This is a genomic window from Rhodoferax sp. (assembly GCF_028689305.1).
GTDB lineage: Bacteria > Pseudomonadota > Gammaproteobacteria > Burkholderiales > Burkholderiaceae_C > Rhodoferax.
Genome location: NZ_JAQTWM010000005.1, coordinates 15,633 through 41,592, shown reverse-complemented (window position 1 = coordinate 41,592; position 25,960 = coordinate 15,633). Strand labels below are relative to the sequence as shown.

Genomic DNA, 25,960 nt, shown 5'->3' with positions numbered 1-25,960 from the left:
TGGCCGTGACACTGGCCTCCACCACGCCGACGGTCTGTACTGTGAGTGGCACCACATTGACATTGGTGGCAGCGGGAACCTGTACTCTCACGGCCGATCAGGCAGGTAATACGGGCTATGCTGCTGCACCCCAAGTGGTTCGCAGCTTCACCGTGGCTGCGGCACCCGTCGTCGTGGCACCTTCTGCCACCAACGGTAAAGTGCTCTACAACACAGCGTTTAACGGCAGCAGTTGCGCCAGCTGCCACTCCACCATGCCTTCGTTGAACTTGAGCAAGGTGTTGAAAGGGGCCAATTCCCCCAGCACCATTCTCAATGCCATCAATCAAAATAAGGGAGGCATGGGGGTGCTGGCCGGCAAACTCACCACACAAAACCTGGACGACATCGCCGCTTATCTGGCGCAGCCCACGCTGTAACGCACTGAATCAGCAAAATCCGAAAGCCCATCCTCGTGATGGGCTTTTTTAATGCGCAAGGGTCAGCGTTTCAGGCCGCCAGCGCTGCCTCAATATCCCGGGTCAAGCTCTTCGGTGCATCGGTGGGGGCATAACGTCTGATCACAGCCCCATTGCGTCCCACCAGAAACTTGGTGAAGTTCCACTTGATCGACTTGCTGCCCAACAGGCCAGGCGCTTCATTGGCCAACCAGCGGTACAGGGGATGCGCCTGTTCACCGTTGACATCAATCTTGGCCATCATGGGAAAAGTCACGCCATAGTTGCGTTGGCAAAAACCGGCGATCTCAGTATTGCTGCCGGCATCCTGGGCACCAAACTGGTTGCATGGAAACCCCAGAACCACCAATCCCCGGTCAGCATAACTTTCATGGAGCTGCTCCAGACCAGCGAATTGCGGGGTGAAACCGCAGGCACTGGCGGTGTTGACAATCAGCAGCACCTTGCCCTTGAACTGTTTCAGCGCGACGTTCTTACCGTCAATCGACAACGCTTCAAAGTCTTCCATAGTGGTCATGACAAACCTTTCGATTGGAATTCAGGCTGGCATCAGCCGTGTGATTTATCGTTGCGGGCAATCGCCAGCAAGCGCTCCACCTCCGCACCATGCTGTCGACAATTGCGCGCATGCCACTGTCTGATCAAAAACATGAAGCCAGCAATCGTCAAGCCAAACAGGGTGATAGCGCCAAAAGTCGGCAAGCCAAGCCCGGTGGACAAACTATAGAGTGCCCCCAGCACCAGAATACAGGCCTGTTCATTAAAATTCTGAACGGCAATCGAACGCCCTGCACCCATCAGGTTATGACCGCGGTGTTGCAGCAAGGCGTTCATCGGCACCACCAGAAAGCCGCCCAGCGCCCCCAGCAGAACCAGAAACGGTGCAGCCACCCACACATTGGTAATGAAAATCAGCAGAATAATCAGCAGGCCCATGCCAATGCCCAGGGTCATCACGCGTGGCCCATCTTCGAGCCGCATGCGCATCGACGCCACCACGGCGCCCACCGCCATACCGATGGCCACCACCCCCTGCAAGGCCGAGGCCTGCGTCACGCTGTAACCCAGCGCTGCTGCCGCCCAAGCCAGCACAATAAAACGCAAGTTGCCCGCCACACCCCAGATCAGGGTGGTGGCGGCCAGGGATATCTGACCCAATTTGTCACGCCACAGGCGCCCGTTGCACGACCAGAAATCGGGCAGCAGTGACGCCATGTTTTTCGGCAGCGGGCGCATCAGCACACCGGTCAGAGGAATATTCGTGTTGAACCAGGCTGCCAGCAGATAGACAAAAATCAGCACCGAAATGGCAGCTTCGGCCGGGTTATTGATACCGGTATTGAGGAAGGGCACATCCAGTGCCAGCAGCTTGTTCGCCAAGTGGGGGGCCACCAACTGCCCCCCCAGCAACACCCCCAGAATGATCGAACCAATCGTCAGCCCTTCAATCCAGCCGTTGGCCCTGACCAATTGGGAGGCCGGCAACAACTCGGTCAGGATGCCGTATTTTGCTGGCGAATAAGCCGCCGCCCCCAACCCCACCACAGCATAGGCCAGCAACGGGTGGGTGCCAAACAGCATGAACAGGCAGCCGCCCACCTTGATGAAATTGCTGATCAGCATGACACGCCCCTTGGGCATGGAATCGGCCAAGGCACCGACAAAAGGCGCCAGCACCACGTAGAACAGCGCAAACATCGGCACCAAGGCCGCTTGTTGCCACTGCGCAGCGTGGCTTGAGCGCAACAGCTGCACGGCAGCCACAAACAGGGCGTTGTCGGCCAGCGAGCTGAAAAACTGCGCCGCCATGATGGTAAAGAAGCCGCGTTTCATGTAGAGCAGATACACCCGGGGAAGGGGTGCTGGTGATTGTGATGTGTCTCCAAACAGTGCCGGGTTATAGCACGTCGCGGCAATGTCAAAATCGCACTTCCTCAATGCCCTGATTCACCATGCCACGTCCGATCCTTGCCACCATCCATCCTGCCGCACTGCAACATAACCTGTCCCGTTGCCGTCTGGCTGCGCCAGATGCCAAAGCCTGGGCGGTGGTAAAGGCCAATGCCTATGGGCACGGCATCGAGCGGGCTTATGCCGGGTTGTGCGGTGCTGACGGTTTTGCCTTGCTCGACCTGGAAGAGGCCCAGCGGGTACGCGATCTAGGCTGGCGCGGCCCCATTTTGCTGCTTGAAGGGGTGTTCGAGCCCCGTGACCTGGAGTTGTGCTCGCGTCTGAACCTGTGGCACACGGTGCATTGTGATGAACAAATCGACATGCTGGCCGCGCACAAGACCAATGTGCCACACCGGGTGTTCCTGAAAATGAACTCGGGTATGAACCGGCTGGGCTTCACGCCGGAGCGTTACCGCACCGCCTGGGCACGTTTAAATGCACTGCCACAAGTGGATGAAATTTCTCTGATGACGCACTTCAGCGACGCCGACGGTGCCCGTGGTGTGGCCTACCAGATGCAGGCTTTCAGCCGTGCCACCCTTGACTTGCCCGGCGAGCGCAGTCTGAGCAACAGCGCCGCCACCTTGCGCAACAGTGCGCCAACCAGCGACGCTGCGCTGTCGCCAGAAGATGTTGTCACCTCTGACTGGATTCGTCCCGGCATCGTGCTGTACGGCAGCGCACCCGATTACCCACAACACACCCGCACCGACTGGGGCTTGCAGCCTAGCATGACACTATCGTCAAAAATCATAGCAACACAGTCAATCAATACGCGGGATAGCGTTGGATATGGCTCTACATTTGTGGCAGAAAAGCCAATGCGCATCGGGGTCGTGGCGTGTGGTTACGCTGACGGTTACCCCCGCGTTTGCCCGACCGGCACGCCGATTCTGGTGGCGGGTGTGCGCACCCGGTTGGTCGGACGTGTCAGCATGGACATGATCGCTGTCGACCTGAGTGTGCTGGACGACGCCGGTGTCGCTGTGGGCATGGGCAGCGAAGTCACCTTGTGGGGGCGTGCCAGCCAGGGCACCGTGCTGGACATTGACGAAGTCGCCCATGCCGCCGGCACACTGGGCTACGAACTGATGTGTGCACTGGCTGCACGTGTGCCGGTTGTCACCGAGGCATGTTGACCTACCTCCCGATTCCCTTGCATCTGGTCCGCAACGGCCAGGTGCTGCCAGTGGATGCCTGGACACCTGATGGCAGGCTGTTGCTGCGCCGCGGCCAGCGCCTGGCATCGGAGGCGCTACGTGAGATGCTCAGCGCCCACCACGCCAGCATGACCGAAACCGATGCCCAGGCCTGGCAGAGAAGCCGCGAACGACACCTGCTGGCCTTGCGACTGGCCGGAAAGCCGCTGGCCGAGATCGCCCACATGCCCATGCCCGATGTCATCCTGGACACCGATTACCTCGAAGGTCACCAAGTGGACGGCGGCTGGCTGGATTTGCAGGACATCCTGCGCAGCCTGCTTTATCAGGGGGCACAGGCCACCTTGCCGCTGCCCCGGATTGAAGGCCTGGTACAAAAAGCCTTGTCGCTGCTGCGCCAGGACCCTGACGAAGGCCTGTTTGTCCTGTTTCAGGCCCTGCCTGATCTGAACATGGGTTATTGCGCCACCCATGCGCTGTTGTGTGGCGTCATCAGTACCCTCGCCGCAGAACGGTTGGCACAGGCTGAAGACAGTGCGCCCATGCTGCTACGCTCGGCTCTGGTCATGAACATCGGCATGGCCCAGCCACAAGACAATCTGGCGCGCCAGCGCACACCGCCCAACCCGATGCAACGCCAGATCATTGCCACCCATCCACCCACCAGCGCCGACATCTTGCGTGGTTTTGGCATGCAGGACGAAGCCCTCCTGGCACTTGTGCACTGGCACCACGCGCCACACGCCGCCGCCTTGCCGGCCACCCAACAAACCGGGCTGCACCTCCTTAGTCTGGCCGACAGCCTGGTCGCCAAAATGGCGCCCCGGGTGTCCCGCCCCGCCATGACACCGCTGGGTGCCGCCAAATCATTGGTGTTGTCGTCCTGCGCCGACACCAGCACACTGCGTCCGGCCATGGCCGCGGTACTGGGGTTTTACCCGCCGGGCAGTTATGTGGAGCTGGCCAACGCAGAGACCGCCGTGGTCATCAAGCGGGGCGCACGCGCCACCACCCCTCATGTGGCCAGCATCATGAGCGCCAGCGGCATGCCACTGAGCAAATACATCTACCGCGACACCCGGGATGCCCGGTGGGCCGTCAAGAAACCGTTGGAGAGGAGCGTGAACATTCACGTCAACCTGGACAAGATACGCCACCTGCGTCAGCAGCACGGGGTTTGAACCATTCCAGCACCAGCATCAGCAACACGCCCAGTGCCAGTGCCACCCCAAGCCAGGGCCAGGGCAAGTAGGCGAACTTGAACAAACCGGCCAACCACGGCACATACAAAGAGAACCCCAACAACAACAAAGCTGCAGCGCACACGAGCCACAACGTGTGATTGGGCACCCGCAGACTTTGCAGCAACGAGCCCCTGCACGCACGATTGGCCAGAATGAGCGCCAGATTGCCGGCCACCAGCATGGCAAAGGCAAACGCCCGGGCGGCGCCTTCACTCAAGTGGCCCAAGCACCACCAGGTCGCCAGCAGCACCAGCGCCAGCGATCCCAGACCCTGCGCCAGCGCCCACGCCAGGGTCTCGCCACCCAATAGCGGCGTGTTCACGTTGCGCGGCTGGCGCTGCATCAGACCGGGTTCGTCCGGCTCGTTCTCAAAAACCATCGAACAGGCCGGGTCAATCACCAACTCCAGGAAAGCAATGTGCAGTGGAAACAGCATGGTCGGCCAGCCCAGCAGAACCGGCAGCAAAGCCATACCGGCAATCGGGACATGCACCGCCAGAATGTAGGACATGGATTTGCGCAAGTTGTCAAAAATGCGCCGTCCCAGTCGCACGGCATGTACCAGTGCGGCAAAGTTGTCATTGAGCAGCACCACCGAGGCGGCTTCACGCGCCACATCGGTCCCACGTTCGCCCATGGCGACGCCAACATGCGCGGCCTTCAGTGCCGGGGCATCGTTGACACCGTCGCCGGTCATGGCCACCACTTCACCATTGGCCTTGAGTGCCTGCACGATGCGCAATTTCTGCGTTGGCGCGATACGTGCACACACGCTCACAGTGGTCATGCGCTGCTGCAGTTGCACATCGCCCAGTTGCGACATGGCCTCCCCCGTCAACAGCCATGCCCCGGCCTCGTCGGGTTTCCGGAAAGGCTCGGAGTCCCGGTGCAGCCTGGCCTGGCGCGCAATGGCAGTGGCCGTCGCGGGGTAGTCCCCGGTGATCATCACCACCCGGATACCGGCCGCATGCGCCTGCGCCACTGCATCGGGAATCTCAGGGCGCAGCGGGTCGGCCAGCCCCAGCAGGCCGACAAAGTCGAACTCGAAATCATGCTCAATGGCCGGCCAATCCACCCCCTCAAACCGCGCCTGTGCCACCCCAAGCACACGCAGACCCTGCGCCGCCATGTCATCCACTGCAGCCGCCACACGCGCCTGAGCGGCAGCATCCATGTGACACAAATCCACAATAGCCTCAGGCGCCCCCTTGGCCGCCACCACATGCGCCGACCCGTCCACCGCCTTCCAGACATGTGACATCGCCCGGAGTTCCTGGGTCAGTCCATATTGCTGCAGCAAGGTCCAGTCACGATGCAGGTGCTCGGTGTCTCGCAAAAAATGCTGACCCAGACGATGAAACGCCTTTTCCATCGGGTCAAACGGGGTACTCACACTGGCCAGGATCGAAAACTCCACCAAGGTATGAAAGGTCTCGGGAAGTTCAGTGGTGGTGGCGTAGTCAACAGCCATGCTGCAGCCCTGCACTTGGCCATCTGGCTGAGCAGCCACTGACGAAGCGGGAGCTTCGGCATACAGTCGCACCACCGTCATGCGGTTTTCTGTCAGCGTGCCGGTCTTGTCCACACACAACACGCTGGTCGCCCCGAGCGTCTCAATGGCGGCAATACGGCGCGTCAACACTTGGTGTTTTGACAACCGCCAGGCGCCAAGGGCAGGAATCACGGTCAGAACCACACTGAATTCCTGCGGCAGCAAGGCCATCGCCAGCGCAATGCCCGCCAGCAAAGCCCCTAGCCAATCACCACGCTGCAAACCAAAAGCCACCACCAGCATCACGCTGGCCACCACCGCCACCACCGCCAGCACCTGTACCAGTTGTGCGGTCTGCCGACGCAACGGCGAAGGTTCAGCTGTCAAACTATCCAGCGCAGCCCCGATACGGCCAATTTCGCTATGAACTCCGGTTGCCAACACACGTGCCATGGCCTGGCCACGTACCAGCAGCGTGCCGGAAAACAGTGTGGACTTCACTGACTGCGACGGGTGGTCATCTGAGCTGGCCGCCATTGACATGACCACCTTGTCCACCGGATGCGGTTCACCCGTCAGCAAAGATTCATCCAGCTGAACGTCCGTACCACGGATCAATAGTGCATCAGCGGCCACCCGGTCCCCTTCGGCAAGCAGCAAGATGTCACCCCGCACCACGTCACGGCCGGCAATACGCACCGGCTTGCCGTCACGCACCACCAGCGCGCGTGGACTGGTCAGATCACGCAGGGATGCCAGCGCATGCTCCGTCTTGCCTTCCTGGTACAAAGTGAGCGCCAGCACCACCAGCACCAAGCCCATCAGGATCAAGCCTTCCTGCAGATCACCCAGCAGAAAGTACAACACACCGGCCCCCAACAACAGGGCAAACATGGGGTCTGACAGGGTCTCCCTCGTAATGGCCCGCCAGCCCCGCTGCCGATCGGAGGGCAACACGTTGGGGCCATCTTGCTGCAGGCGCTGAGCCACCTGGGCCGTACTCAGCCCCGCTGGGTCCGTGGGGGCCACATCAGAAGATGCCGGAATCACAGTTGTTGGAGAGGTCATATGTGCTGCCTGTAACAAATAGGACCGGTGTGCCAATCTGCACAGCCGTAAGCATTGAGTCAGTTGTTGCGAAATTTGTGACTATTGGTAACTTTTGTTATGGCAAACCCCTACTTTCAATCAGCCTTAAGACATTTAATATTTATCAGCATTCAACCAACAAGGAGACTTTGATGCCACTTTCATCCTTCACCAAACTCCGGCTTACGCAAATGGCCAAAGCAAGCTGTGTCGTTGCAGCCTTGGCCGCTGGCTTCGCCAACACGGCATTGGCTCAAGAAAAACACCGCATGACCCTGGCTGAACAAATGATCCAGGACATGAAGGACGGCAAGGTCGGCCCGGCCGGCGCTGACGATCACGTTGTTCAGGAGCTGATTATCAAACGCAGCATCCCCATCACCTACAAATACATCAATACCCTGATGAACACACCCAATGCCTTTGGCCCGGGTGTGGCGTGTACCACCTGCCACAACTCCACTGACCCCAGCAAGAGTTACCGCGGCCTGGATCTGTCGACCTGCAAGGGCATGATTGAAGGCTCCACAGAAAAACCCAAACGCAAACTCTTCACGCCAGGAACCGACCCCAAGCGCGACGTTCTGGTCCGCCGACTGCGCAACAACCGCATGCCTCTGGGCCAGGGATTTGAACACTCCACCTTCACCCCCAACCACATGCTGGTGAAAAACTGGATTGCCGACGGTGCGAAGAACGACGACCATTTCAACAAGAATGTCTTGCCTTTGTTCAAGACACCCAATGCCTTCGGTCCTGATACACCGGCCTGCACGGCCTGCCACATGTCCAACCAGGAACCTCCAAGCTTCCACGAACTGAACCTGAGTACCCATGCGGGCATTCTGCTTGGTGCAGATTCGGTGGCCAAGGGTGTGGACAAAGCCACCAAGGTGATTGTGCCCGGCGATCCGGAAAAGAGCTTTGTCTGGCAGCATTTGTCAGAAGACCGTATGCCCCCCGGCATCAGTCCATCCGAGCCACGTGACCATCCAAACACCACCATCCTGAGTGCGTGGATCAAGCAAGGAGCCAAGTGCGATTGATGGCAACCGACATCCGTTTGTCTCGGCGCCACCTGTTGGTGGCATTCTCCGCAGGTGGGCTCTTGCCCACCTTTTCTGTTTCTGCGGCCACTCGGACGCCCAGCGTATTGCGACGCTGGGCCAGCGGCAACAGCACGCTGGCACCGTTGGCCCTGCTGAATGAGCAGATTTTCTTCAACGGCGACAAAACCCTGGGCCGCATTGCACCGGACAGTGCCGCCCCAGTGTGGAATGTGCCCCACCATCTGAGCAGCAACGCGGTGTACCGACCACGCGCAGCCGGGCAGTCGGTGATCAGTGGAGGTCAACGTGAACTGGGCGCCTGGCAGATGGCTGACGGCCAACCACGTTGGGTACACAAAGCCATTTTGCAGGTCGGCACACCTTTTGTGGACGCTGACCGGACCTACGTAGGTGATGGCCACTGGTTGTTGGCACTGAGCAACCAGTCCGGCGCCATCGACTGGCGCTTTACCCCGGACACGGACGATTGCACGGCCTCCTACGCACCCACCGTGGCTGGCGAGACAGTGTTCTTTGGACCCGGCGATGGCAAGTTGTACGCGGTAAACGTTGCCGATGGCAAGCTCAAATGGAAGCTTGATGAAAGCAAAAACTGGCAATACATCCGTCAGATGTATGTCACGGGAAACGTGTTGGTGGCGGGCACCTACACTGAGCTGCTGTATGGTATTCACGTTGACACCGGCAAAATCAAGTGGACCTTCAAGGCCGGCAACTTCATCAATTCACATCACGTGGCAGGCGACACCGCTTACCTGTGGTCCCCCACCGGCTGGATCTATGCCATTGACGTGGACACCGGTGCCGTACGCTGGCGCCATCAGACCACCCGCTACGGCAACAGCACCGCCAACTGGGGCCCAATGATGGCTGAGATCGTCACGTCTGAGAATAAGGTGTACTGCCTGGACATGAACCAGATGCTGCATGTGCTTGACGCCGACAGTGGTCGAGAGCTGCTGCGCATTCCTTTTGAACACGACCTGCGCCCAACGGTAAGCCCCCTCAAGGATTCCCGCGCCGTCATGGCCACCGAATCGGGCGAGATTCAATTGGTACGTTGGTAGACACCAACTCAAGGTGCATTGGCATGGCGGGACGTTGATCTGTAATTTTATACAGTAACATCCCGGTCATGGCCAAAGAAAAAACCCACTACGTCTGCTCTGATTGTGGCGGCATCAGCCCCAAATGGCAGGGCAAATGTCCGCATTGCAACGCTTGGAACACACTGGTTGAAGCGGTGCCGGAAAACGTCGGCCCCACCAAAAACCGCTTCACCTCCCTGGCCAAAACGGCCGAACTCACCGTACTGGGAGACATTGAAGCCGTAGACATGGCACGAACCCCCACCGGGCACGAAGAACTGGATCGAGTCCTCGGCGGCGGCATGGTCGAAGGTGGCGTTGTGCTGATCGGCGGTGACCCGGGCATTGGTAAATCCACTCTGCTACTGCAGGCACTGGACTCGCTGCAACGCAGTGGCCAAAGCACTTTGTATGTCACCGGTGAAGAAAGTGGCGCACAAGTGGCGTTGCGGGCGCGCCGGCTGGGGTTGGAAGGCTCACAGGTGAAGGTGTTGGCCGAGATCGGGTTGGAAAGAATCCTGGCCACACTGGAGAACCAGCGCCCCCACATCGCGGTGATTGACTCAATCCAGACTGTCTATTCCGAGCAGCTGACATCTGCCCCGGGCTCGGTGGCGCAGGTGCGTGAATGCGCCGCCCATCTGACGCGGGCCGCCAAGGCCAGTGGTGTTTGCGTGGTGCTGGTAGGCCACGTGACCAAAGAAGGCGCGCTGGCGGGCCCGCGCGTGCTGGAGCACATGGTGGACACCGTGCTGTACTTTGAGGGCGACACACATTCGAGTTTTCGGCTGGTGCGCGCCATCAAGAACCGCTTTGGTGCAGTCAATGAAATCGGCGTGTTTGCCATGACCGAAAAAGGTCTCAAAGGAGTGAGCAACCCGAGTGCGATATTTTTAAGCCAGCATACCGAGCCGGTGCCGGGTAGCTGTGTGATGGTCACGCTGGAAGGCACGCGCCCCATGCTGGTGGAAATTCAGGCACTGGTGGACAGCGGTGGTCCGTCACCCCGGCGTCTGAGTGTGGGCCTGGACAAAGATCGGCTGGCCATGCTGCTGGCCGTGTTGCACCGCCATGCCGGCGTGGCGTGTATGGATCAGGACGTGTTTGTGAACGCGGTGGGTGGCGTGCGTATTTCCGAGCCGGCAGCCGATTTGGCAGTCATGCTGGCTATCACCTCCAGCTTACGTGGCAAACCCCTGCCCAAAGGTTTTTTTGCCTTTGGTGAAGTGGGACTCGCCGGCGAGGTACGGCCAGCTCCACGCGGTCAGGAACGCCTGAAAGAAGCGGCCAAACTGGGTTTCAGCGTGGCCGTGGTGCCCAAGGCAAATGTGCCGAAAAACCCGAAGACCAAAGATTTTGACGGCCTCACGATCCACGCAGTGGAACGGGTTGAGCAGGCCATGGAAGTGGTCCGTGGACTAGGTCAATAACGGATCACCGTGGTGCCTGAATTCCTGACAGTGTCTCCCACAGACAGCCCAGGGTCATTGGCAAATTCGAAGCTGGCTATCTGGCCATCGGTATAAGTCACTGTGACCGTCCAGACCTTGCGGGCATTCATGTTTTCCTGGATTTTTTTCCCGGCATAGGCGCCACCAACTGCACCGGCAACAGTCGCCAGATCTTTGCCGAAACCACCGCCCACCTGATGCCCCAATACCGCGCCAGCCACACCCCCGGCGATCATGCCAACAGCATTGCTGTCACCCGCCTTTTCCGCAACTGTCACAGCGGTCACACGACCACAGTCGATACAGGCCACCTGTGTTGGCCGCGTGCTGTAACTCCCTCTGGCGGCGTTTGTCGCCAGCGCCTTGTCATAAACGGACTGTGCATCACGACGACATTGCAGTCGGGCCTCGGCCGAGGACTCATCAGCACAAAGTTTTTTGTCAGCCTCAAAACGTGCCCTGGCCGCTTCCAAACTGTCATCCGCACGTGGGACGGACGACCAGGTGGTTTGTGCCTGGCTACCCAAACTCAGGTATCCCAGCAATACGACCCCCATCAACCGTGGGACTCGCTTGCCTGGAATGGAAATGGTGGTCATGAAATTCTCCGCGAAGTGATCAGGCGGCCTGGAGCCGATGGATTGAGGATACTGCGAACCTCCCTGGTCTGCGCACCCATTCATCGGGATGCGTCTACCTCTTAAGGATCTCTTAATTTTCAAGGCCACAGCGACTTAACATCATCCGAACCTCGATCGAGGTTAAGAATCACTTAATCTTGCGCCAATACATTAGCCACACCTGTATGACAACGGAGTTGCTTCATGACGCATTTTTCCCTCACGCTCAAGACCTTGTTGGCTTTGCTGATGGCAGCGAGTATGGTCCACAGCGCTCAGGCAGATGACCATGGCGATTCCTGGTGGAGCTGGGGCAAAAAAAGTCACAGCGAATACAAGGCCTCAGGCCACAGTGATCGCAACGGCGACAGCCGCGCCGGTATGGCCTCGACGCCGCCCAAATACCGGGAAGAATGTGCTGCGTGCCATGTCGCCTATCCGGCGGGCTTTTTGCCAGCTGGTTCATGGCAACGCATGATGAGTCATTTGAACAAACATTACGGCACAGACGCCTCTCTGGATGACGTATCACTCCGTGAAATCACCGCCTACCTGACCAGCCAGTCCGGCACCTACAAGCGGGTCAGCGAGATGCCGGTCGATGACCGCATTACCAGCACTTATTGGTTTCAACGCAAGCATGGTGAAAAACATGTCCCGGCAGGCACCTGGAGTCGCCCATCCATTGGCAGCCCCTCCAAATGTGAAGCTTGTCATCAAAACGCCCCGCAAGGTGTATTTGACGAACATGACGTTCGCATTCCCCGCTAGAAGATGACTGAAACCAAGACACGGATTCTGGTTTGGGATACGCCCACGCGGGTATTCCACTGGATGTTCGCGCTTTGCTTCGCCGGCGCCTATGCCACATCAGAAAGTGAACGGCTGATCGGTGTACACACCACGCTGGGCTACACCATGGCGGGCCTGGTGATGTTTCGGTTGATATGGGGATTGATTGGCCCCCGCTATGCACGTTTTACCAGTTTTCTTCGGGGGCCAGAGACCATCGCGCATTACGTCAACGCCCTATGGTCCGGTAAGTCTGAACACCCCGTGGGTCACAACCCACTAGGGGCCATTTCGATCACGCTGATGTTGTTGTCAAGCCCTATCATCGTGTACACGGGCTGGGTGTACTTCCATGGAGGTTCGCACATCATCAAGGAAGTGCATGAGAGCGCCGCCGGTCTCATGTTGGCCATCATCAGCGTCCATGTAGCCGGCGTGCTGCTAGCCTGTGTGGTACAGGGTGAAAACTTGATCGCCTCCATGATTCATGGCTACAAAACGGGTTCACCTACCGCAGCGATTCGCTGGACCTGGTGGCCCATCGCCGCATTGGTGCTAGGGTCAGTGCTGGGATTTTGGTGGCTGCAATGGCAAAGTCCGCCGAGCGCAGCGCCAACCAGACAGGATGGCAAAAGCCAGCGTCACCATGGTGAACACGAACGCCACGGCAAATTATCCAAACACAGCGGGTACAACGGGCATGATGACGGCGATTAACATCACTGCCACGAACCACAAAGGGACAAATCATGCGAATTTTGTTGGCTGAAGACGATCCCATGCTGGGTGATGGTTTGCGCGCCGGGTTGCGCCAGCAGGGCTTTCAGGTCGATTGGGTGCGCGACGGCATGGCTGCAGAGCGTGAGATTACCAGTGGCGACTATCAGGCCGCCGTACTGGATCTAGGGCTACCCCACAAAGACGGTATGGATGTGCTGCAAGCACTGCGCAGCCGCAAAGTGAACACCCCCGTGTTGGTACTAACGGCACGTGATGCCATACCGGATCGCATCAAGGGGCTGGATCTGGGCGCTGACGATTACGTGCTCAAACCCGTTGACCTGTACGAATTGGGTGCCCGTTTGCGCTCGCTGGTTCGCCGCTCACACGGCCAAACACAGGACGTCCTGACATGCGGCGCCGTACAGATGAACCCTGCCGCCCGGCAAGTGACCCTGGATGGGCAGCCCGTGCTCCTGTCGACCCGTGAATTTGACCTGCTCCACGCCCTGCTGCTGAACGTGGGGAGGGTATTGTCGCGCGAGCAACTGGAGCAACAGTTGTACAGCTGGGGGCATGAGGTCGAAAGCAACGCGGTCGAAGTCCACATTCATCATTTGCGCAAGAAACTACGCGCCGACCTCATCCAGACCGTGCGCGGCATTGGCTACACCATGCTGCGGCCTGATGCCTGATCACCATGCACCTACGCCCTTCACTCAAATCCTTGCAGGCACGCCTGCTGGCGCTGCTGTTGCTGCTGGTGACACTGATCTGGGGCGGCGCCGCTGCGCTGACCTGGGTGGAGGCCAGCCATGAACTGGATGAATTGCTGGACGGGCACCTGGCGCAGTCTGCCGCGTTGTTGATCGTGCAGCAGACCGGCCATGGCACCGAAAACACGGCCGGCCAAGATCAAAACCACCATGAGGACAAGGTGGAAGATGCCCCTTCATTGCACAAATATGCGCCACGTGTGGCCTTCCAGGTGTTTCATGAAGGCAAGCTGACCATGCGTTCAGCCAACGCTGGCGACACCCCCATGGCCACCCAGGATCGAGGCTTTTCCACCATCACACTGCCCAATCGCAAGCAATGGCGGGTTTTTGCGACGCAAGGCAACGAAGGGGATGTGCAAGTCTTTGTCGGCGAGCAAGTCGATTCACGCGACTCCATCCTGTGGGCGGTGCTCAAAGGGGTGCTGCTGCCGCTGATGTATGCCCTGCCACTGCTGGCCGTGGTGGGCTGGTTAGCCGTTCGTCAAGGCCTGGCTCCGCTGCGACTGCTCAGCCGGGCACTGTCACAGCGCCAGCCACAGGCGCTGGAACCGGTGGTGCTGACTGATGTGCCGTCCGAGATTGAGCCAGTCGTCCACTCACTCAATGCGCTCTTTGAACGTATCCAGACCATGATGGCCTCCGAGCGGCGCTTCACGGCCGATGCTGCGCATGAGCTACGCACGCCGATCGCGGCCATTCGCACCCAGGCGCAAGTGGCACTGGCCGCCGGCACCGACATCGAGGCACGGGAACATGCCCTGCAGTACACCCTTGCCGGATGTGATCGGGCCACCCATCTGGTAGCGCAATTGTTGACCCTGTCGCGGCTGGAATCATCCAGCGCCGACGCCCCCACCGGACAAGTGGATGTGAGTGCAGTGGCGCAGCGCGTGGCGGCTGATCTGGCGCTGGCGGCATTGGGCCGCGGGCAGGAGTTGACACTGGAAGCGCCCGCCCCCTGCTGGATTACTGCGGATGACACGCTGACCGGTGTGTTGATTCGCAACCTGCTAGACAACGCCATGCGTTACAGCCCCAAGGGAGCCAGGGTAAGTCTGTCTGTCACCTGCACAGACACACAGGTTGTACTCCAGGTGGACGACAGTGGGCCGGGCTTGACGGATACCGAAATCGCCCACCTTGGCGAACGCTTCTTCCGCGTGCTGGGGACCGAGCAAACCGGCAGTGGGCTGGGCTGGTCGATTGTGCGGCGTATTGCGGCGGTATACCAGGCGCAAATCCATGTCCGCCGATCAGAACCGCTCGGTGGTCTGTGCGTGGTCGTGCGCTGGCCGGCTTGCGGCTCGACTTGACCCCGTTCTGATTGCGCTGGGCACGCGACCCAGCCAGAACCGGTTACCCCTCCTTACCAATCGCTACAGACAGTCACGACACATCAGCACAGACTGATGTTCGTGTCTTCGTTCGTTTGCTGTCTACACGAAAGGTTCACCATGCTTCCTCATCTTCGCTACACAACCGGCATTGTTGCCTGTACCTTGGGCTTGAGCCTGGGTGTACAAGCCCAGACCGCTCCACCCGCCGGGCGCCTGCTGGCTTCCAACTGTTTTCAGTGCCATGGCACCAATGGCAAAGGGCCCGGATTCGACCAGCTGGCCGGTAAATCTGCGTCTGAAATCTACAAAGACCTGAAGGAGTTCCAGTCGGGCAAGGAAGGCAACGGCATCATGGCGCGCCACGCCATGGGCTACACCGACGCCCAGCTGCTTTCGCTCTCCAGCTGGCTCTCGACCCAGCGCTAACCCCTTCACCATCAGGAGCACCACCATGGATAGACGTTACTTCCTGTCAAAAAGCGGCCTTTTGTTGGCTGCAGCCAGCCCACTGGCCTGGGCGTCGGATGATGAAAACACATCCAGAAAGAAAAAAGACCGTCACCACGACGATACCAAACCAACACCCCAACCGCCTCCAGGCGGGACTGTCAAATCACGGGTGATCGTGATCGGGGGTGGCATGGGTGGGGCCACCGTGGCCAAATACCTGCGTTTGTGGGGTGATGGCATTGCCGTCACGCTGGTGGAGCGCAACAGCAGCTACATCTCCAACATCATGAGTTCCATGGTGCTCACCGGCCAACGGACCATGTCCAGCCTGACCTACAACTACAGCAAACTGCTGTCCGCCTACGGTGTCCAGGTGGTCACGGACGACGTGGTCGAAATTGACCCGGTGGGCGTCAAGGTCCGCCTGGGCTCTGGCACGATCCTGAGTGCTGACCGCATTGTGCTGGCGCCCGGTGTCGACTTTGACACGGTGCCCGGTTTGGGAACCTCGGACCGCATGCCTCACGCCTGGAAAGCAGGCACCCAGACCACCTTGCTGGCCAGTCAGTTGGCCGCCATGACCGATGGGGCACCCGTGGTGCTGGCCATCCCCAAGGCGCCCTACCGCTGCCCACCCGGGCCTTATGAACGTGCCTGCCTGATCGGCGACTGGCTCAAAACGCGCAAACCCAAGTCCAGACTCACGGTGTTGGATGCCAACCCCGCCATCCTGACTGAAGCCGACAACTTTACCCAGGCTTTTGCATTGCACGGCATCACCTATGTGCCCAATGCCAGCATCACCAGCGTGGACCCGGCCACCATGAGTGTCTTCACCAGCGTAGGCGATTTCAGAAACAACGGTGTCGTCAACTTGATCCCAGGCCAGCGCGCGGGCGGTCTGGTGGCGGCCACCGGCCTCAACAACGCCACCATGCTGCCTGGGGATACAACGTACCGTTTTGCAGGCGTCGACCAACTGACTTATGCCAGCACCGTGTCTGGCGCCGGCAAGGTGCACATCATTGGTGACGCCAGTGCCACTGGCCAACCCAAGGCGGGTCACATTGCCAACCAGGAGGCCAAAATCTGCGCCGATGCCATCGTCCGCTCACTGGCAGGCTTGCAGCCAGACCCGGCACCGGTCACCAATTCAGCCTGCTACTCGACCATCACCATGACCCAGGCATCATGGCTGACTGCTGTGTTTCAGTACAACGCCAGTACCCATGCCATGGCCGCCACCACAGCCGGCTCCGGTGCGTCAACGGGTTGGAGCGCCGAAAACTTCAAGGAAATGAACACTTGGTTCAACGCCTTGATGGCCGACAGCTTCGCCTGACTTTCAGGCCCGTTCGCGGGGCTAGCCGAGTTGAAGCTGGCCCCGTAAAATGTCGGTTTTGACCTTCAGCGCAACGCTGACTTTTAAGGAACAACCGATGACCCCCCTGCCCCCAGCCCTGTCTGATCGCGATGGAAAAATCTGGATGGATGGCCAGATGGTGGATTGGCGCGATGCCAAGATTCACGTGCTGACCCATACCCTGCACTACGGCTGTGGCGTATTTGAAGGGGTTCGTGCCTACAAAACGGCTGATGGCACCGCTATTTTTCGGCTCGAAGAACACACCCAACGGCTCCTGAACAGCGCCAAGATCCTGCGTATGAAAATCCCGTTCACCCAGGAACAAATCATGCAGGCACAGATTGAGGTGGTGCGCGCCAACAAGCTGGAATCGTGCTACCTGCGGCCTTTGAGCTGGATCGGCAGCCAGAAACTGGGCGTCAGCCCCAAGGGCAATCCGATTCACCTGATGGTGGCGGCCTGGGCCTGGGGCGCTTATCTGGGTGACGAAGGCATGGCTCGCGGCATTCGCGTCAAGATTTCCAGCTACACCCGGCACCACGTCAACATCACCATGACGCAGGCCAAGGCCGTCAGCAACTACACCAACTCGATTCTGGCCAACATGGAGGCCCTGGACGATGGTTACGACGAAGCCATGCTGCTGGATGCCAATGGCTTTGTCTCTGAGGGTTCTGGCGAAAACGTGTTTGTGGTGAAAGATGGTGTGGTCTACACCCCGGACCTGTCAGCAGGCGCGCTCAATGGCATCACCCGCAATACGGTACTGCACATTTGCAAGGATCTGGGGCTGGAAGTGGTGCAAAAGCGCATCACCCGCGATGAGATCTACATCAGTGATGAGGCCTTCTTCAGTGGCACAGCCGCTGAAATCACCCCGATTCGTGAACTTGACCGTGTTGAACTGGGCAAAGCCGGCTATGTCGGTAGCCGCGGCCCGATCACCGAAAAGATCCAGAGCGCGTTTTTTGACATCGTCAATGGCCGTAATCCGAAATACGCCCACTGGCTGACCAAAGTCTAAGCCTTGTGAGACAAGCAAGATGAGCAAAACAAGCGTCGAACTCCTGGCCAAAGACCTCAATCACGCTGGCGGTGTCTACTGCCCGAACCCACTGGCCGACATGAAACTCTGGAACAGCCATCCCAAGGTGTATCTGGATGTTGCCCATACCGGTCAGGCCAAGTGCCCGTATTGCGGCACGGTTTATCAGCTCAAAGACGGCGAGCATTTCCACGGCCACTAAGGCGCGGGGGACAACGTCAACCCATCTGGTGATGCCATCGAACCGTTGGCCAATTTGACGCGCGCGCTCATCATTGCGCCCCAGTGGATTGGTGACGCGGTCATGACCGAGCCCTTGCTGCGCCGCCTGAATGCGCGTGGCTTGCGGCTCACCGTCGGCGCCTTGCCTTGGGTGGCACCGGTGTACCGGGCCATGCCACAGGTGGCGGAGGTGATTGAATTTCCCTTCGCCCATGGAGGTCTGCAGTTGCGTGAGCGCCGCCAGCTGGCGCGGAAACTTGGCGGCCAGTTTGATGTGGCCTACATCTGCCCCAACTCCCTGAAAAGCGCGTTGCTGCCGTTTCTGGCTGGCATTCCCGAGCGCGTGGGCTACCTGGGTGAGGCCCGTGTCGGGCTGCTGACACGCCGCCTGAAAAACCCGCCCAAGGGCCAGCGCCCGCCGATGGTGGCGTTTTACTCGGCGCTCAGTGGTGAGCCGGATGTGGCCCGCGACCGCCCTCAACTGCAGCTCAAGGCCACCGAAGTGGATGCCATCCTGAGCCAGTTGGGCCTGCAGCGTGGCAACTACCATGTGCTGGCACCAGGTGCCGAATACGGCCCGGCCAAACGCTGGCCCACACACCATTTTGCCGAGCTGGCGCGACATCTGGCACGGCCAGTCGTCCTGCTGGGGTCTGGCAAGGAAGCGGACTTGTGCGCCGAGATTGCCCAGGGCGTCGCTGCGGGCAACGCGGCATCGCACCTCTTCAACCTGGCCGGGAAAACCTCGCTGGCGCAAGCCTTGTCGTTGATCAGTGCTGCCCAAAGCGTGGTCAGCAATGATTCCGGACTGATGCATGTGGCCGCCGGTTTTGGGGTGCCACAAGTGGCTATTTTTGGCTCCAGCAGTCCGCTGCACACCCCACCATTGAACGACGCCGCACGTGTGGTGTGGCTCAAAAACGATCCGACCTACCAGCCTGCACTGGACTGCGCGCCGTGCTTTGAGCGGGTGTGTCCCCTGGGGCACACCCGCTGCCTGAATGACATCCGCCCGGCCCGGGTCCTGCAACTGCTTTCTTGATTGGCTTGGCCCGCATGAACATCAGCCGGAAAACTGCGGTCGGTCTGCAATGGCTGCTCCTGGTCGCCTTGCTGGTGGGAACCCAGATGCCCGGGGCTTGGCGCCATGCCGTTGAAAGCAGTCTGCATGGTCCACAGGGGCTGTCCAGCTGGGCTCATGCCATCACCTTCGCCCTGATGGCCTGGCTGGCCCGGGTTCCCCCTTTGGCCTGGCCATGGCGCCGAGTGCTGCTGCTTGCTCTGGCGCTGGCCTTGTTGACCGAAGGGCTGCAATTCCTGGCCATGGAGCGTCATCCGCGCTGGATCGACGTGGTGATCGACATGGCCGGTGCGCTCGGCGGCGTCACGTTGGCTGCCCTGCGCCGCCAGAGCAAACGTCCATCGCGTTAGCCATCTCCCCTGTCAAAGTATGCCCATGCCCCACATCGCCGCATTCCTGTTCATCACCTTGCCGTGGCTCAATCCGTTTTCACCCGGCCCGGCACCCCAGGCCGGGCCGCTGCTGTTTTCCTGGGTGTGTGCCGCCGGAGTGTTCGGGGTTCTGGCGGTGGACCGCCAGCGCGGAGAAGACGTGCACATGGTGCGGGCATTGGCATTGGCTTGGGTAACGGCCGCGGTCTTGAGTGCTGCCATCGGCCTGCTGCAGTATTTTGAGGCCACCGCGCGGTTTGGCGTCTGGCTCAACCACACCGAAGCAGGCCAGGCTTTTGGCAACCTGCGTCAGCGCAACCAGTTTGCCACGCTGTTGAACATGGGGCTGGTGGCCCTGGTGTGGCTGGCCACCAGGTCGGATGCGGCACTGGGCCATACGCCACAGACCAGCCAGAGCCGCCGCTGGCTGCTGCCCTTGTGGCTGGCAAGCGCTTTGGTGAGTGCCGCCAACGTCGCCTCATCATCGCGCACCGGACTGCTGCAGCTGGCGTTGGTGACCGCCCTGACACTCTGGTGGTGGCGCAGGTCAACCCAGGCCCCGGTACACCAGGTCCGCCACGTGCAGTTGGTGGTGTTGTCGGCACTGGCCGCTTATGCGGTTGCCACAGTTGTCCTGCCCTTGCTGGCGGGCCTGGACCCGTTTGCCAGCGGCGCCTGGGCGCGACTGCGCGCCGGTGACGAGGCCTGTTTCAGCCGCCTGACCCTGTGGCGCAATGTGCTGCACCTGATTGCCCAGAAACCTTGGCTGGGCTGGGGCTGGGGGGAGCTGGATTACGCCCACTTCATCACGCTGTACCCCGACACCCGGTTTTGCGACATTCTGGACAACGCCCATAACCTGCCCCTGCACCTCGCGGTGGAAGGTGGCGTCCCGCTGGCGCTGCTGGTTGTCGGCACCAGCCTGTGGTGGATCTGGCGCCAACGGCCATGGCGTGAACGCCATCCCACCCGCCAACTGGCATGGGGACTGCTGGCCGTCATCCTGTTGCACAGCCTGCTCGAATATCCGCTGTGGTACGGACCGTTTCAAACCGCTGCTTTGTTGAGTGTGTGGCTGCTGTGGTGGCTTCCCGGACCTGTTGCGCCCGCTAAAAACAAACAGCCTTTGAGACCTCTAGCCCGGTATTTATATACCTCTTTAGCTATCGTAATAGTAGCGTATTGCGGGATCGCCAGCTGGCATTACCAGCTGGTCAGCCAGATCTATCTGGACCCCAGCCAGCGTATGGCCGCCTACCGTGATCACACCCTGGAAAAGCTCCAAGGCGTGTGGCTGTATCAGGATCAGGTGCATTTTGCCGAGCTCACGACCACCGAGCTGAGCCCGGACAACGCCCCCTTCGTCCATGCTCTGGCCCAGGAGATGCTGCATTTTTCACCGGAAGCTCGGGTGGTGGAACTGCTGCTCGACAGCGCCCGATTGCTCGGCCGCACCGATGAGGTGGCGTTTTACAGCGCACGTTATCAGGCGGCGTTTCCGGCGGCCTATGCCCTCTGGGCCGCCAGGAGCCAGTGAGCCCGACCGGGTACTGCCGGGTTTAACGCGTGGTCCAGGCGTAATAGGCTGTGCCTTCGTAATTGAAGACGGGGTAAGTCGCTATCACGTAGTCACGCTCGGCCTGGTTCATGGTGTAGAAGTGGGCGCCGGTCGAGGTGTTGAAAAACCGGAACAACGGGCTGTTGGTGCCATCGGCAGCCGTTTTGGCGTACCAGACGGCCCCTTCGTAATTGAAGACTGGGTAAGTTGCGATCACGTAGTCACGCTCGGCGCTGTTGGCCGTGAAAAAGTGTGTGCCGGTTTTGGTGTTGAAAAAACGATAGACGGCAGTGAGTCCGGTGCCCGCACTGGCATAGGCGTAAAACGCCTCGCTCTCGTACTTGAATTGCGGGTAGGTGGCAATCACATAGTCACGTTCGGCGCTGTTGGCGGTAAAGAAATGTGCCCCCGTTGCCGTGTTGTAAAAACGGTAAATCGGCGTGCGGGCCGCGCTGGCATTGTCCAGCCACTGGTACAGGGCCGCACGATAAGCCACATCAAACCGGCCATAAAACTCGCTGCCCGTCGGATTGGTACAACTGGAGACACCACCCCGCAATTGCCCCACCAGATAGTGATTGCCCCCACTGGTCAGGTACAACGCAGAACCGCTGCTGCCCCCTTCGGTCACGCCGCTGGACCAGTTGACCTGCAGGTAATTGCCAGCGTCCGAGCTGACATTGACAAAACAGCTGAAGGCAGAGCCGTCAGACGCTGCGCAACTGGCAAAACTCAGCGCCTGGCCAAGACTGACTTTCTGCAAATCACCTTTGGGGTGATGCACGCCACCGACATCACTGCCCATGGTCATCAGGTTGCTGCTCCAGCCGTTGAATGACACACCCGCTGGCGGCGTGCTGTTGAGGCGCAGGAAAGTAGTGTCGGTGGTGGTGCTGGTGTAGAGCAGTGTTCCGCCGCCGACGCGCGTCTGGGAGCTGGCAGACAGCGCGCCACTGCCACAGGCGCTGGCCCGGTAGAACCAGAAGGTTTGCAGGGTTGACGCCGAAGCCTGGTCAGCGATGCAATGGTTGGCCGTCAGGAAATAGGGGGTACCACTGCTGGCGCGGTCATTGAGCAAGGTGCCGGTACACAGATAGCTGCTGCCCGTGTCAGGTCGGGAGTACAACATGCGGGCCACGCCATTGGCCGTGGACATCCAGTCACTGCGGCAGGCCACATCCACCTGACAAGAGCCGGATTCGCCAATTTTGAGCATCAACTCGGCCGTCGGCGAGGCCAGCAAATGGGACAGGCGCGGCACATAAAACCCTACGGCCTCCGGGCTCACGCCAGCGGGCAACTCAATGTCAAGCGTCACGTCGTCACCCTCGACATAGGGGCCAAAGTAGATGCGACTCAACGGATTGCCTGGATCTACCGCCAGGTTGCGATAAATCGTGTCAAGCACCTCCCGCCCGGACACTTGTGTTAACACCGTTGCATTCTTGCCATAAAACCGCAGCTGTGTCCGCGGGTCAAGATCGGTCACCTGCAAGGCCAGTCGGCTGCCCGCGGCCTGGGTTGAGACAAAACGCATAGCCGCCTGCAGCCCGCCGCTGCTGCTAGGTGTCCAGGTCAGGCGCTTGGCCAAGTCCTGGGGCGATTTCAGCTCACCAATCACCCGCCCAAAGCCAATTTGCTGCGGTTGCCCCATGGCAGCCCTGGCCAAAGCCTTCTCGCTGCCAAGCTGGCCCAGCACAATCGAAGCCGACGGCTGCGGCCGTTCGGCGCGCACCAACGGCACGGCGGCACGCTCATCGGCGCTAACCCGCTCAGGGGTGAAGGATTCGACCTGCCCACCCAGAGGTCCGGCAGACGCTGCCGAAACAAGCGCGGACTGGCCGGCGATATCGCTGCCACCGCAAGCCGCCAGACTGACCGCCAGCCCCACTGCGATCAGGGAACGGAAAACATGGCCCAGCGCAGGGATTCGACAGCTCACAGTTGGTATTTGGCGCATAAGAGATTGTGGTTGATGCCATCGCCGCGCGATGGGCGCTTTTCGATTATCCACCCCCGAATGAAGCAAGGCCAGTGTTGCCCCCAGCTTCACCGAGGCGCTTAACGGTTGACAAAACTGCCCGACTTACCGCCATGTTTTTCAAGCAGTTGCACGCCCGTGATCACCATCCCCCGGTCCACCGCTTTGCACATGTCGTAAATGGTGAGCAGCGCCACCTGCACCGCTGTCAGCGCCTCCATCTCCACACCGGTGGGACCCACGGTTTCCACCGTCGCCGTACAAGCCACAGCATTGGCCCGACCGGTATCGGCCCGGATCACCTCAAACGCCAGCGCCACCCGGGTCAGTGCCAACGGATGGCACAGTGGGATCAGGTCGCTGGTCTTTTTGGCCGCCATGATGCCGGCAATGCGTGCAATCCCCAGCACATCGCCCTTCTTGGCGGTGCCGGACTCAATCAACGCCAGCGTGCTGGCCTGCATCTCGATGCGACCACCGGCCACACCGATGCGGTGAGTGGCCGCCTTGGCAGCCACATCAACCATGTGGGCCTGGCCCTGGTCGTCAAAATGGGTAAGGGTATTCATGGCAACAATCATTTCAAAAGAGCTTGTGCCGGCCCGGCGGATTTACCGAACCTTTACGCACGGCTGGCATCATACGGGCATGATTGCTTGTCCGGCTTTGTTCATCCACTGACAGCGAACCTCATGTCACACCTTTTTTCGATAAAAAAATGGCCTCTTCCCCGCGTATATAAAGGGATTATAGCTACCATAATGATAGCAATTTGTGCTTGGCTACCCGCTGCTCTGACGGCGCAGGTTCCCCCCAGCTCGAGCTTGCCATTGCTGGGTGATGGCAGCGACATGACCAGCGCCAATGAGCGCCGCCTGGGTGACCGGATTGCACGCGAGCTTTACCGCGACCCAGACTACCTGGACGACCCGGTGCTGGCAGACTATGTCCAAGGCATTTGGCAGCCGCTGCTGGCCGCAGCTCGCCAGCGTGGTGACCTGAGTGCCGAACTGGACGAACGCTTTGCCTGGCAAATCCTGTTGGGCCGCGACCGTACCGTCAACGCCTTTGCCCTGCCCGGTGGGTACCTAGGCCTGAATCTGGGACTGCTGGCGGTGGTCAGCAGCCGAGACGAACTGGCGTCGGTACTCGGCCATGAGCTCAGCCACGTCACCCAACGCCATATTTCACGGCTGATTGCCAAAGACAGCCAGCAAACGCCTTGGGTTATTGGCGCCATGATTCTGGGCGCTCTGGCCGCCAGCAAAAACCCCGACGCGGGCAATGCCCTGATCGTGGGGGGTCAGGCATTGTCGGCACAAAACCAGTTGAACTTTTCGCGTGACATGGAACGCGAAGCCGACCGTGTGGGTTTTGGTGTCATGACCCAGGCTGGCTTCGAGGCCCGGGGTTTTGTCACCATGTTTGACAAACTGCAGCAAGCGGCCCGGCTCAACGACAGTGGCGCTTATCCATATTTGCGCAGCCACCCGCTCACCACCGAACGGATCGCCGACATGCAATCACGCCTGCCCCTGGGCAGCGTCCACTCGCCCCAGGTGATGACACCGACCACGCTGCACGCCATGATGGCTGCTCGCGCCCAGGTACTGTCCAATCCCGGCGTGGACGCCTTGCGCAGCTGGCAAACCCTGGTCAACGACCCCGGCTTGCCGGGGCAGCCCGCCGCGCAGCAGGCCGGGGCCTTGTATGGCGCAGCCTTGGCAGCCATCCGCCTGCGCGACAGTGCCGTGGCGCGGGGTGACTGGCAGCGCCTGCAAGCGCTGGTAGGCACCGACCCCGGAGCAGCACAGGCGGTGCGGTGGCTGGGCGCCGAAATTGACCTGGCTGCCCGCGACCTGTCATTGCCCCAGACGCGCGCGCTGGCAACATCGCTGGGTCTGGACCAGACCACCGCTGACCTGCGGCGTCCCGAGCTGATTCTGCAGGCCCAGGCGGCCATGCAGATCAACCAGGTCGACACCCTCAACACCGTGGTACAAAATCTGCAGCGCTGGCTGGCAGCACGCCCCAAGGATGCTCTGGCCTGGCAATGGCTGGCGAGTCTCTACGCGGCACAGAACCAGAGTTTGCGCGCCCTGCGGGCTGAAGCGGAAGCACAGGCCGCCCGGCTGGACTACGCTGGTGCACTGGACCGGCTCAAGGCGGCCCAGGAACATGTTCTGGCCAGCGGTGCGTCCAGCACCTCGGCCAGCCACATTGACGCGTCCATCGTTGACACGCGTCTGCGCCAGATCACCGCCTTACTTAAGGAACAAACGCTCGATCACTGAGTCGATCACCACGCCCAGAACCGAATAAATCAGTGAGCCCAGCAAGGCCGCGCCAAAACCACGCACATAAAAACCGTCTAGCAGCCCGGCCGCAGCCCAGAACATCAGTGCGTTGATCACAAACAGGAACAGGCCCAGCGTGACCACGGTCACCGGCAGCGTCAATACCACCAGCACCGGACGCAAGATCATGTTGAACAGCCCGATGAAAAAAGCCGCCATCAGGGCCGAGCCAAAGCTGGCGACCACCACCCCAGGGTAGACATAGGCCACGCAGAGCAGGGCGGCAGCGCTCAACAGCCAGTTGATGATCAGTTTCATGGGCAACAGGTTAGCACG

General features: G+C 60.1%; 25 protein-coding genes. 18 read left to right on the top strand and 7 right to left on the bottom strand.

From position 1 onward, the window contains the following. Positions 1 to 419, top strand: a 419-nt coding sequence (locus tag PHW99_RS02100; RefSeq protein WP_300173346.1) for a cytochrome c, incomplete at its 5' end; no start/stop codon positions are given. 70 nt (positions 420 to 489) lie between these two features. Here PHW99_RS02100 and PHW99_RS02095 read toward each other — a convergent pair. Together PHW99_RS02095 and lplT are read right to left on the bottom strand one after the other, a co-directional pair. Next, the gene (locus PHW99_RS02095; protein ID WP_300173344.1) at positions 490 to 975 is read right to left on the bottom strand and encodes a glutathione peroxidase; all 486 of its coding nucleotides are present in this window, start codon (positions 973 to 975) and stop codon (positions 490 to 492) included. A 32-nt stretch (positions 976 to 1,007) separates the two neighbouring features. Then, the gene (gene lplT, locus PHW99_RS02090) at positions 1,008 to 2,291 is read right to left on the bottom strand and encodes a lysophospholipid transporter LplT (RefSeq protein ID WP_300173408.1); all 1,284 of its coding nucleotides are present in this window, start codon (positions 2,289 to 2,291) and stop codon (positions 1,008 to 1,010) included. A 119-nt stretch (positions 2,292 to 2,410) separates the two neighbouring features. Here lplT and alr point away from each other — a divergent pair, with 119 nt between their 5' ends. Next, positions 2,411 to 3,550 carry an alanine racemase gene (alr, locus tag PHW99_RS02085; protein ID WP_300173342.1) on the top strand — a complete coding sequence of 380 codons (1,140 nt, stop codon included), beginning with the start codon at positions 2,411 to 2,413 and terminating at the stop codon, positions 3,548 to 3,550. Further along, complete coding sequence (locus tag PHW99_RS02080; RefSeq protein ID WP_300173340.1) at positions 3,544 to 4,752, top strand: hypothetical protein; 1,209 nt, start codon at positions 3,544 to 3,546, stop codon at positions 4,750 to 4,752. The genes alr and PHW99_RS02080 overlap by 7 nt, the downstream gene beginning before the upstream one ends. Here PHW99_RS02080 and PHW99_RS02075 read toward each other — a convergent pair. Next, positions 4,706 to 7,336, bottom strand: coding sequence for a cation-translocating P-type ATPase (locus tag PHW99_RS02075; RefSeq protein WP_300173338.1), 2,631 nt, complete (start codon positions 7,334 to 7,336; stop codon positions 4,706 to 4,708). The two genes, PHW99_RS02080 and PHW99_RS02075, sit on opposite strands and share 47 nt — an antisense overlap. Before the next feature lie 8 nt (positions 7,337 to 7,344). Here PHW99_RS02075 and PHW99_RS02070 point away from each other — a divergent pair, with 8 nt between their 5' ends. The 3 genes from PHW99_RS02070 (at position 7,345) to radA (ending at position 10,984) form a co-directional block, all read left to right on the top strand. Further along, positions 7,345 to 8,442, top strand: a complete 1,098-nt coding sequence (locus PHW99_RS02070; protein ID WP_300173335.1) for a hypothetical protein — start codon at positions 7,345 to 7,347, stop codon at positions 8,440 to 8,442. 62 nt (positions 8,443 to 8,504) lie between these two features. After that, the gene (locus PHW99_RS02065) at positions 8,505 to 9,533 is read left to right on the top strand and encodes a PQQ-binding-like beta-propeller repeat protein (protein ID WP_300173332.1); all 1,029 of its coding nucleotides are present in this window, start codon (positions 8,505 to 8,507) and stop codon (positions 9,531 to 9,533) included. 68 nt (positions 9,534 to 9,601) lie between these two features. Then, a complete protein-coding gene (radA, locus tag PHW99_RS02060; RefSeq protein WP_300173331.1) occupies positions 9,602 to 10,984 on the top strand; it encodes a DNA repair protein RadA in 1,383 nt (460 codons plus the stop codon). On the opposite strand, the gene PHW99_RS02055 is transcribed toward radA, so the two are convergent. Beyond that, the gene (locus PHW99_RS02055; RefSeq protein WP_300173329.1) at positions 10,978 to 11,604 is read right to left on the bottom strand and encodes a glycine zipper 2TM domain-containing protein; all 627 of its coding nucleotides are present in this window, start codon (positions 11,602 to 11,604) and stop codon (positions 10,978 to 10,980) included. The two genes, radA and PHW99_RS02055, sit on opposite strands and share 7 nt — an antisense overlap. 225 nt (positions 11,605 to 11,829) lie before the next feature. On the opposite strand from PHW99_RS02055, the gene PHW99_RS02050 reads away from it, so the two are divergent. The 11 genes from PHW99_RS02050 to PHW99_RS02000 all read left to right on the top strand — a co-directional run bounded on the left by PHW99_RS02050 (position 11,830) and on the right by PHW99_RS02000 (position 21,325). Then, positions 11,830 to 12,396 carry a diheme cytochrome c gene (locus tag PHW99_RS02050; protein ID WP_300173327.1) on the top strand — a complete coding sequence of 189 codons (567 nt, stop codon included), beginning with the start codon at positions 11,830 to 11,832 and terminating at the stop codon, positions 12,394 to 12,396. Between the two features lie 3 nt (positions 12,397 to 12,399). Then, entirely contained in the window at positions 12,400 to 13,134 is a 735-nt protein-coding gene (locus PHW99_RS02045) for a cytochrome b/b6 domain-containing protein (protein WP_300173324.1), read from the top strand. A gap of 32 nt (positions 13,135 to 13,166) precedes the next feature. After that, positions 13,167 to 13,832: a response regulator gene (locus tag PHW99_RS02040; RefSeq protein WP_300173322.1), complete on the top strand. Its 666-nt coding sequence runs from the start codon at positions 13,167 to 13,169 to the stop codon at positions 13,830 to 13,832. Positions 13,833 to 13,837: 5 nt separating this feature from the next. Continuing rightward, complete coding sequence (locus PHW99_RS02035; protein ID WP_300173319.1) at positions 13,838 to 15,229, top strand: ATP-binding protein; 1,392 nt, start codon at positions 13,838 to 13,840, stop codon at positions 15,227 to 15,229. A gap of 141 nt (positions 15,230 to 15,370) precedes the next feature. Further along, entirely contained in the window at positions 15,371 to 15,679 is a 309-nt protein-coding gene (locus PHW99_RS02030; RefSeq protein WP_300173317.1) for a c-type cytochrome, read from the top strand. 25 nt (positions 15,680 to 15,704) lie between these two features. Next, positions 15,705 to 17,045 (top strand): FAD/NAD(P)-binding oxidoreductase, encoded by a 1,341-nt coding sequence (locus tag PHW99_RS02025; protein ID WP_300173314.1) that lies wholly within the window; start codon positions 15,705 to 15,707, stop codon positions 17,043 to 17,045. A gap of 97 nt (positions 17,046 to 17,142) precedes the next feature. Next, positions 17,143 to 18,093 carry a branched-chain amino acid transaminase gene (locus tag PHW99_RS02020; protein ID WP_300173312.1) on the top strand — a complete coding sequence of 317 codons (951 nt, stop codon included), beginning with the start codon at positions 17,143 to 17,145 and terminating at the stop codon, positions 18,091 to 18,093. 19 nt (positions 18,094 to 18,112) lie between these two features. Further along, positions 18,113 to 18,316, top strand: a complete 204-nt coding sequence (locus tag PHW99_RS02015) for a zinc-finger domain-containing protein (RefSeq protein WP_300173309.1) — start codon at positions 18,113 to 18,115, stop codon at positions 18,314 to 18,316. A gap of 54 nt (positions 18,317 to 18,370) precedes the next feature. Then, positions 18,371 to 19,378: a lipopolysaccharide heptosyltransferase II gene (gene waaF, locus PHW99_RS02010; protein WP_300173308.1), complete on the top strand. Its 1,008-nt coding sequence runs from the start codon at positions 18,371 to 18,373 to the stop codon at positions 19,376 to 19,378. Positions 19,379 to 19,392: 14 nt separating this feature from the next. Then, the gene (locus PHW99_RS02005) at positions 19,393 to 19,767 is read left to right on the top strand and encodes a VanZ family protein (protein WP_300173305.1); all 375 of its coding nucleotides are present in this window, start codon (positions 19,393 to 19,395) and stop codon (positions 19,765 to 19,767) included. A 25-nt stretch (positions 19,768 to 19,792) separates the two neighbouring features. After that, complete coding sequence (locus PHW99_RS02000; protein ID WP_300173302.1) at positions 19,793 to 21,325, top strand: Wzy polymerase domain-containing protein; 1,533 nt, start codon at positions 19,793 to 19,795, stop codon at positions 21,323 to 21,325. 22 nt (positions 21,326 to 21,347) lie between these two features. Here the strand turns inward: PHW99_RS02000 and PHW99_RS01995 are convergent, their stop codons facing one another. Together PHW99_RS01995 and moaC are read right to left on the bottom strand one after the other, a co-directional pair. Continuing rightward, positions 21,348 to 23,288: a serine protease gene (locus PHW99_RS01995; RefSeq protein WP_300173300.1), complete on the bottom strand. Its 1,941-nt coding sequence runs from the start codon at positions 23,286 to 23,288 to the stop codon at positions 21,348 to 21,350. Positions 23,289 to 23,407: 119 nt separating this feature from the next. Continuing rightward, positions 23,408 to 23,896 (bottom strand): cyclic pyranopterin monophosphate synthase MoaC, encoded by a 489-nt coding sequence (moaC, locus tag PHW99_RS01990; protein ID WP_300173297.1) that lies wholly within the window; start codon positions 23,894 to 23,896, stop codon positions 23,408 to 23,410. Positions 23,897 to 24,178: 282 nt separating this feature from the next. Here moaC and PHW99_RS01985 point away from each other — a divergent pair, with 282 nt between their 5' ends. Next, complete coding sequence (locus PHW99_RS01985; protein ID WP_300173295.1) at positions 24,179 to 25,621, top strand: M48 family metalloprotease; 1,443 nt, start codon at positions 24,179 to 24,181, stop codon at positions 25,619 to 25,621. On the opposite strand, the gene PHW99_RS01980 is transcribed toward PHW99_RS01985, so the two are convergent. Then, positions 25,592 to 25,942 carry a phage holin family protein gene (locus PHW99_RS01980; protein ID WP_300173292.1) on the bottom strand — a complete coding sequence of 117 codons (351 nt, stop codon included), beginning with the start codon at positions 25,940 to 25,942 and terminating at the stop codon, positions 25,592 to 25,594. The genes PHW99_RS01985 and PHW99_RS01980 overlap by 30 nt on opposite strands. Positions 25,943 to 25,960 lie beyond the last annotated feature (18 nt).